The organism is Streptomyces sp. NPDC048002, from assembly GCF_040653275.1.
Taxonomy (GTDB): Bacteria; Actinomycetota; Actinomycetes; order Streptomycetales; family Streptomycetaceae; genus Streptomyces.
Map to the genome: position 1 here is coordinate 234,622 of NZ_JBEZNL010000007.1, position 7,292 is coordinate 241,913.

A 7,292-nucleotide genomic window follows, 5' to 3' on the forward strand; every position below is an offset into this window, starting at 1 on the left:
CCGCGACCGGTAGCGAAGGGAGCGGCCCCCGGGACTCAGGTCCCGGGGGCCGCTTCTCGTTGTCCGTCGGACGGGGGGCGGATCAGACCGCCGAGCCCGCCTTCCAGTCCGCCCAGCTCAGGTTCCAGCCGTTGAGGCCGTTGTCCGGGGAGACCTGCTTGTCGCCGGTGTTGGCGACGACCACGACGTCACCGACCATCGAGTTGGTGTAGAACCAGTAGCCCTCGGTGCCCTTGTCGTTGGCGCCCTTGGTGTCGTTCAGACCGACGCAGCCGTGGCTGGTGTTGACGTTGCCGAAGACCGAGTCGGCACCCCAGTAGTTGCCGTGGATGAAGGTGCCGGAGTTGGTCAGGCGGATGGCGTGGGGGACGTCCTTGATGTCGTACTCGCCCTTGCCGTCGTCGTCGGTGAAGCCCACGGTCGCGCCGTTCATGCGCGTCTCCTTGAACATCTCCGACATGACCATGGTGCCCTCGTACGTCTTGTTCTCGGGCGAGCCGGCGGAGATCGGGATGGTCTTGACGACCTCGCCGTCCTGCGTGACCTTCATCTGCTTGGTCTTCGCGTCGACGTAGGAGACCTGGTTGCGGCCGATCTTGAAGGTGACCGTCTTCTGCTGGACGCCGTAGACGCCCTCGGAGCCCTCGACACCGTCGAGCGCCAGGTTCAGCGTGACGGTGGAGCCCTCCTGCCAGTACTCGTCGGGCCGGCAGTCCATGCGGGTGTCGTTGAACCAGTGGCAGACCACTTCCTGGCCGCTGCTGGAGGTGACGGTGACGCCCTTCTGGACCTCCGCCTTGTTGCTGATCGCCTTGTCGAAGTTGAGCGACACCGGCATGCCCACGCCGACCGTGGAGCCGTCCTCCGGGGTGAAGTACCCGAGGAAGCTGTTGTCCGGGGAGACGGTGCTGAACGAGGCGTTCTCGTGGGCGACGCGGCCGTCGGCGTCCTCGGCCTCCACCGCGATCTTGTAGGTGGTGGAGCGCTCCAGCTGGCCGTTCGGCTTCCAGGTCTTCTTGTCGGCGGATATCGCGCCCTCGACGGCGGCACCCTCGGCCGTGGTCATCGTCACCTTGGTGAGCGTGCCCTTGCTCACGGTGACGGCGGCGGAGTTGTTGATGGAGGCGTTGTCGGTGCCGTCCTTCGGCGTGATCTTGATCTGCGCCTCGGAGGTCTTCTGGGCCGCCGCCTCGTCCACCTCGGCCTGCGCGGTGGCGTCACCGTCACCCGCGGAGGCTTCACTGCCACCGGAGCACGCCGAGAGCAACAGCACGCTGCCGAGCATGGCGGACGCGACCGTCAGGCCCCTGCGCCGCTTACCGACCGTCATCACACGCTTCTCCATCGTTGCCGAAATCCCCAAAACCCCGAGAGTCCCCGTTAAGAATCTTCAACGCTACGACCGGTTCGTCCCGTTCCACATCCCTTGAATGTGTGGGGCACACCACGTCCGCCGGGGCGGGTGGTGCCGATGTGCGGCCAGTGCGCCCGTTGAGACGACGAAACCCCGGACGGCGGTTGCCGTCCGGGGTCACGATTTCCCCAAGCGTGCTCAGCCAACCGTCTCTTCTTCGTCGTCCTCGTCGCCATCATCGTCGTCGAGGTCCCAGTCCGGCGAATCGGGGTCGTAGTCGATCCGCTCGCTGGACCAGGACGCCTGGGCGAGGTCGACCCCGGGCACCTCGCTGACCAGGTCGAACGGGTCGACGAGATAGGCGAGGGCCTCGGCGGTGTCTTCCGTCACAGCGCCCTCGGCGTGGGCCCGCTCCTCGGCCGGCATGCCGGGGTCGTCCGCGATCCGCTCCAGCGCGGCCTTGGTCACCGCTCCCGCGTCGTCCACTTCCAGGAAGAGCTCCACCCGAAGCCGGACAAACCGTGATGTCTCTTCTGCGCTCATGCTCGGAGCGTACGTCCCCGGCCGGGCTTGAGGCTCCCACGACTTTCCCGCGACCCGACCCTTTCATTAGCATCGCCCCACACGGCCAATTCGCCAGCGCCACAAGGGGATCGATATTCCGTGTCATCCGCTCGCCGACCGTTGCTGACCGCCACCGCCGCGGGGACGCTCCTGTGCGCCCTGTGGTTCGTCCCGTCCGCGAAGGCGTCGGGGGACGAGCCGGCCAGACAGACGCCCTCGACGGCCCCCGCGACGCAGGCGACCCAGCAGGCGCGGGCCGCCTCCGCCGACACCTCCGAGGTCCAGCTGGCCGACACCGGCAGCTTCGACACCACCCCGTACGTTCTGGGCGGAACCGTCTCACTCGCGCTCGGTGCCGGATTCGTGGTGTATTCGATACGCCGCGAACGCCACGGCTTCTGAACCGACTTGACGATTCGTTGAACAAACGTTCATAGTCCGCCCCATGAAGAGATCATCGAGGGCGCGCATAGGCGCCACGGTCGCCGTGGGCGCGGTTGCGCTCGCCCTCATCACGGGCTGCTCCAGCGAGGAGTCCGACGGCTCCAAGTCCTCGGACGCGGGGGACGCGGGGAAGGGCTCCGGCACGGAGGCCGCGAAGGCGCTCAGCGCGGCGGAGCTGAAGAAGCTGCTGCTCGTGCAGGGGGACCTGGACGCGAAGAAGTTCAAGATCGAGGACACGAGCGATCTTCCGAAGTCCAAGTCCGAGGCCGAGGTGAGCAAGGCCGAGTGCGAGCCGCTGCTCTGGTCCATGGTCGCCCTGCCGCCGGGAGACACCGACGCGCAGGCGTCCACCGGCGTCTCCGAGGTGCCGTCGGGCGCCGCCACGGCCGACCCCGAGAACCTCGAAGCCGCCTTCGACGTCAACGCGACGTTCGTGGGCCTGTCGTCCTACGAGGGCGACGGCGCCGAGAAGGCCCTGAAGGCCGTCTCCGACGGCGTCTCGGCCTGCGCCGGCGGCTACAGCTTCACCGGTGACGGCGAGACCACGAAGGTCAACAAGGTCTCCGCGGCCGAGGGTTCCGGTACGGGCGACGAGTCCGTGGCGTACACCCAGGAAGTGGCCATGGACGGCGCGAGCGCGGCCGGCTTCACCATCGAGGTCGTGCGCAAGGGCAACACCGTCGCCACCTTCTACACGATGAACCTCGCCGCGCTGGCCGGGGAGTCGACGAAGCCCGCCGCGACCTCGGCGGAGCTGGTCACCGCCCAGGTGGAGAAGATCAAGTAAGTCCCGCGGAGCCCCGCCGTCACGTCCGGACGGCGGGGCTCCGCGCTGTCCGCCTACTGGAGCGGACCGGTGACGCTCTCCGCGGCCGCGACCAGCAGGCCGTCCCGTACGAAGGCGTCCGCGGCCGCGAGGTCGGGCGCGAGGAAGCGGTCCGGTCCGGGACCCTGGACCCCGGCCTCGCGGACGGCGTCGATCACGGCCCGGGAGGCCGGTGCGGGGGCGAGGCCCTCACGCAGTTCGATGCCGCGGGTGGCGGCGTACAGCTCGATCGCGACGACCCGGGTGAGGTTGTCGACCGCGGTGCGCAGCTTGCGCGCGGCCGACCAGCCCATGGACACGTGGTCCTCCTGCATCGCGGAGGACGGGATGGAGTCCGCCGAGGCCGGTACGGCCAGCCGCTTCATCTCGCTGACCAGCGCGGCCTGTGTGTACTGGGCGATCATCAGGCCGGAGTCGACGCCCGCGTCGTCGGCGAGGAACGGCGGCAGGCCGTGGCTGCGGTTCTTGTCGAGGAGCCGGTCGGTGCGCCGCTCGGCGATGGAGGCGAGGTCGGCGGCGGCGATGGCGAGGAAGTCCAGGACATAGGCGACCGGGGCCCCGTGGAAGTTGCCGTTGGACTCCACCCGCCCGTCGGGGAGCACGACGGGGTTGTCCACGGCCGAGGCGAGTTCCCGCTCGGCCACCAGGCGGGCGTGCGCCATGGTGTCCCGTCCGGCGCCCGCGACCTGCGGGGCGCAGCGCACGGAGTAGGCGTCCTGGACCCGCGGGGCGTCGTCCATGTGGTGGCCGGTGAGCTGGGAGTCCTTCAGCACGGCGAGCATGTTGGCGGCGGACGCGCCCTGGCCGGGGTGGGGGCGGATGGCGTGCAGCTCCGGGGCGAGCACCTTGTCGGTGCCGAGGAGCGCCTCCAGGGACAGGGCGGCGGTGACGTCCGCCGACTTGTACAGCGTCTCCAGGTCGGCGAGGGCCATGACCAGCATGCCGAGCATGCCGTCGGTGCCGTTGAGGAGCGCCAGGCCCTCCTTCTCGCGCAGCTCGACAAGGGCGATGCCGTGCGCGGCGAGCAGCTCGCCCGCCGGGCGCACGGTGCCGTCGGGACCCTCCGCGTCCCCCTCGCCCATGAGCGCGAGGGCGCAGTGGGAGAGCGGGGCCAGGTCCCCGGAGCAGCCGAGGGAGCCGTACTCGTGGACGACCGGGGTGATGCCGGCGTTCAGGACGTCGGCCATGGTCTGCGCGACCTCGGGGCGGACGCCGGTGTGACCCGAGCAGACGGTCTTCAGGCGCAGGAACATCAGCGCGCGCACGACCTCGCGCTCGACGCGCGGTCCCATGCCGGCCGCGTGCGAGCGGACGATGTTGCGCTGGAGCTGAGCGCGCAGCTCCTGGCTGATGTGCCGGGTCGCCAGGGCACCGAAGCCGGTGGAGACGCCGTAGACGGGTTCGGGCTTGGCCGCGAGCGCGTCCACGATCTCGCGGGCGGCGGCCAGGGCGGCCACCGCATCCCGGCCCAGCTCGACGCGGGCGCCGCCGCGCGCCACGGCGAGAACGTCGGACGCGGTGACCCCGGACGTCCCCACCACCACAGTGTGCATATCCATATTCAGGAGCGTACGCAGTGAATTCGAAGATGTCACCAGTGGGGCCCGGGATTGCCCCTTACCGATCTCCGCGCTCAGCGGCGCCCCCGGAACCGGCGCCGCTCGGCGGTCGACGGCTCCCCGGAGGGCTCGTCGGCGAGCTGTACGACCGGGTCGTCGGGGCCCTCCCGGCCCGCGACCACCGGCTTGGCCGCGCGTACCGCCTTCGCCCGGTACTGGGCGGCGTCGGCGAGCCGGAACAGGCGGCGGGCGGAGCGGACCGGGCCGATCGGGTCGCCGGTGGAGGCGACCCCGCAGGCGACGCCGTCCCCCAGCTCCAACTCGGCCGCCCGACGGCACAGTTCGTCGGCGGCGCGGACCACCTCGTCGGCGGACGGGCCGACCGCCAGCAGACAGAACTCGTCACCGCCCAGGCGCGCGGCGAGGGTGCCGGGGAGCATCGCGCCGCACAGCGAGAGGACGGAGCCGAAGCGCTCCAGCAGCCGGTCGCCGACCGCGTGCCCTCGGGTGTCGTTGACGCGCTTGAGGCCGTTGAGGTCGCACACCACGAGGCTGACCACCACGCCGTCCCGGCGGTGCCGTTCGACGGCCTCGTCCAGCCGCCCGTCCACGGCCCGCCGGTTGGCGAGGCCGGTGAGCGCGTCGGTGAACGCCAGCCGCCGGACCTCCTCCAGCCGTTCGGCCTGGGCGATACCGGCGGCCACGACGGCGGCCAAGACGGTGGCGAAGTCGGCGTCCGCGCGCTCGAACACGGGGGCGCCGGCCGGGCGGGCCACGTACAGCTCCCCCCAGGCCCGGCCGCCCAGCACGATCGGGGCGACGACGCAGCAGCCCCGGCCGCGCCGGCGCAGTGCGGCGACCCGCTGGTGCACGTACCCGGGGCGGCGGCCGGCCGCGGGCCCCTCGGCGGTCTCCACCCAGGCGTCGGGCTCACCGCCCCCGGCCCACCGCTCGTGCAGGAACTCGGTGATCTCCGGGAACTGGTGGACGGGATAGGCCTCGTCGTCCGGGAACTCCGCCTCGCCCGCGGTCCGGTCCCCCACGTTCACCAGGACCCGGAGCCGCCCCAGGTCCCGCTCCCACACCGACAGCGCGGCGAAGCTGCCGCCGAGCGCCCGGCAGGCCCCACCCGCTGCGGCCCGCCAGGCCTCCCGTGAACCATGGGCCGCCGCCATCCCCTGCGCCAGCCCCACAACGGCCGCCAGCCGATCGTCCTCTCCCATCACCCCAGGCTAGGGAGGTTCACGACAAATAGGGACATTGATACGGCGAACAGGTGGTCACTCCCGACCGGACGAGCCAGGCCGGACGGGGCGGGCCGGACGAGCCTGGCCGGGTCACTCCCCCGGCCAGGCGGGCTTGCGCTTCTCGTTGAAGGCGGCCACACCCTCCGCCCGGTCCCCCGAGAAGGCCACCGACCGCCAGGCCGCGTCCTCGACCTCCAGACCGGCCCGCAGATCCAGTCCGTGCCCGAGCCGCAGGGCCCGCTTCGCCGCCCGCAGCCCCACCGGCGAGTTCGCCGCGATGCGCTCGGCCAGCGCCAGCGCCTCCGCGCGGTCCCGCCCGGCCTCGACCAACTGGTCCACCAGACCCAACTCCCGCGCCTCCGGGGCCTCCAGCCGCCGCGCCGTGAAGATCAGCTCCGCCGCGCGGGCCGCTCCGACCCGGCGCGGCAGCAACTGCGTACCGCCACCGCCCGGGATCACCCCCACGGACACCTCGGGCAGGCCGACCACGGCCGTGGCGTCGGCCACGATCAGATCGCAGGACAGCGCCAGCTCGAACCCGCCGCCCAGGGCGAACCCGTGCACCGCCGCGATCGTCGGCACCGGCAGCTCCAGCACCCCGGTGTAGGCGCCCCGCGCCACCGGCCGCTGGCGCACCAGGTCGGCGTCGCTGAAGGAGTTCCGCTCCTTGAGGTCCGCGCCGACGCAGAACGCCCGCTCGTGCGTCGAGGTCAGCACCACGACCCGTACGTCCCGGTCCGACCCCAGGGCGGCGCAGGCCGCGCCGACGGAGCGGGCCATCTCCGTCGAGACGGCGTTCATGGCCTTGGGCCGGTCCAGGGCGAGTTCCGCGACATGCCCGCCGTCCCCGTGCCGCCGTACCAGCACGAACTCCCCGAACCGCTCCTCGCTCATGACACCCTCCGGTTAACGCGGGTTAACAACAGCCGTCCCGATCATCGCAGCCCGGCCGCCCCGGCGGAAGGCACCCCGTTCGGGTGACATGCCCGGCAACCCTCCTCCCCGGGCCCGCGGGAGCGCATAGCGTGCCTCCGCCACGGCGCACCGGGGGCGCGAGCGCATCGGGAGGATCGTGATGGCGGTGACGACAGCACCGGAGTCGGTGACCACGGACGACACCTCGGCCACGGCCGTGCCCCGGCTCTTCGGCCCGCGCGGCCGGCACCGCAGGCCCCGCCCCCGCAAGGTCCTGCTCGCCGCGGGCGGCCTCGCCCTGGCGGCCGGCGCCCTGACCCTCGTACGGCTGCCCCCCGCATCGGGGCCGGGCGGCCTCGCCGCGCCGGAGGCGGAGCCCCGGG

At 72.0% G+C, this 7,292-nt stretch carries 7 protein-coding genes and 1 pseudogene; 3 read left to right on the forward strand and 5 right to left on the reverse strand.

Features of this window, described 5'->3' with window-relative positions; translation table 11 throughout:
* Nucleotides 1-82 precede the first annotated feature (82 nt).
* Both AB0E07_RS13075 and AB0E07_RS13080 read right to left on the reverse strand, forming a co-directional pair.
* Nucleotides 83-1,345, reverse strand: coding sequence for an Ig-like domain-containing protein (locus AB0E07_RS13075; protein ID WP_362249629.1), 1,263 nt, complete (start codon nt 1,343-1,345; stop codon nt 83-85).
* 207 nt (nt 1,346-1,552) lie between these two features.
* Nucleotides 1,553-1,897 carry a hypothetical protein gene (locus AB0E07_RS13080; protein ID WP_362249631.1) on the reverse strand — a complete coding sequence of 115 codons (345 nt, stop codon included), beginning with the start codon at nt 1,895-1,897 and terminating at the stop codon, nt 1,553-1,555.
* A gap of 120 nt (nt 1,898-2,017) precedes the next feature.
* Between AB0E07_RS13080 and AB0E07_RS13085 the strand changes: the two genes are divergently transcribed.
* Both AB0E07_RS13085 and AB0E07_RS13090 read left to right on the forward strand, forming a co-directional pair.
* Nucleotides 2,018-2,320 carry an LPXTG cell wall anchor domain-containing protein gene (locus tag AB0E07_RS13085; protein ID WP_362249634.1) on the forward strand — a complete coding sequence of 101 codons (303 nt, stop codon included), beginning with the start codon at nt 2,018-2,020 and terminating at the stop codon, nt 2,318-2,320.
* A gap of 43 nt (nt 2,321-2,363) precedes the next feature.
* Complete coding sequence (locus tag AB0E07_RS13090; protein WP_362249637.1) at nt 2,364-3,149, forward strand: hypothetical protein; 786 nt, start codon at nt 2,364-2,366, stop codon at nt 3,147-3,149.
* A gap of 53 nt (nt 3,150-3,202) precedes the next feature.
* On the opposite strand, the gene hutH is transcribed toward AB0E07_RS13090, so the two are convergent.
* The 3 genes from hutH to AB0E07_RS13105 form a co-directional block, all read right to left on the reverse strand.
* Nucleotides 3,203-4,741, reverse strand: coding sequence for a histidine ammonia-lyase (gene hutH / locus AB0E07_RS13095; RefSeq protein WP_362249687.1), 1,539 nt, complete (start codon nt 4,739-4,741; stop codon nt 3,203-3,205).
* Between the two features lie 80 nt (nt 4,742-4,821).
* Nucleotides 4,822-5,970, reverse strand: coding sequence for a GGDEF domain-containing protein (locus AB0E07_RS13100; protein ID WP_362249640.1), 1,149 nt, complete (start codon nt 5,968-5,970; stop codon nt 4,822-4,824).
* A gap of 114 nt (nt 5,971-6,084) precedes the next feature.
* Nucleotides 6,085-6,888 carry an enoyl-CoA hydratase-related protein gene (locus tag AB0E07_RS13105; RefSeq protein ID WP_362249643.1) on the reverse strand — a complete coding sequence of 268 codons (804 nt, stop codon included), beginning with the start codon at nt 6,886-6,888 and terminating at the stop codon, nt 6,085-6,087.
* A gap of 187 nt (nt 6,889-7,075) precedes the next feature.
* On the opposite strand from AB0E07_RS13105, the pseudogene AB0E07_RS13110 reads away from it, so the two are divergent.
* Nucleotides 7,076-7,292 (forward strand): annotated as a pseudogene (locus AB0E07_RS13110) (hypothetical protein); the annotation flags it as partial.

Bases quoted from the DNA above. Each gene is read 5' to 3' on its own strand.
- AB0E07_RS13090 (WP_362249637.1), top strand. From the start codon at position 2,364: ATGAAGAGATCATCGAGGGCGCGCATAGGCGCCACGGTCGCCGTGGGC.
- AB0E07_RS13100 (WP_362249640.1), bottom strand. From the start codon at position 5,970: ATGGGAGAGGACGATCGGCTGGCGGCCGTTGTGGGGCTGGCGCAGGGG.
- hutH (WP_362249687.1), bottom strand. From the start codon at position 4,741: ATGCACACTGTGGTGGTGGGGACGTCCGGGGTCACCGCGTCCGACGTT.
- AB0E07_RS13075 (WP_362249629.1), bottom strand. From the start codon at position 1,345: ATGGAGAAGCGTGTGATGACGGTCGGTAAGCGGCGCAGGGGCCTGACG.
- AB0E07_RS13080 (WP_362249631.1), bottom strand. From the start codon at position 1,897: ATGAGCGCAGAAGAGACATCACGGTTTGTCCGGCTTCGGGTGGAGCTC.
- AB0E07_RS13105 (WP_362249643.1), bottom strand. From the start codon at position 6,888: ATGAGCGAGGAGCGGTTCGGGGAGTTCGTGCTGGTACGGCGGCACGGG.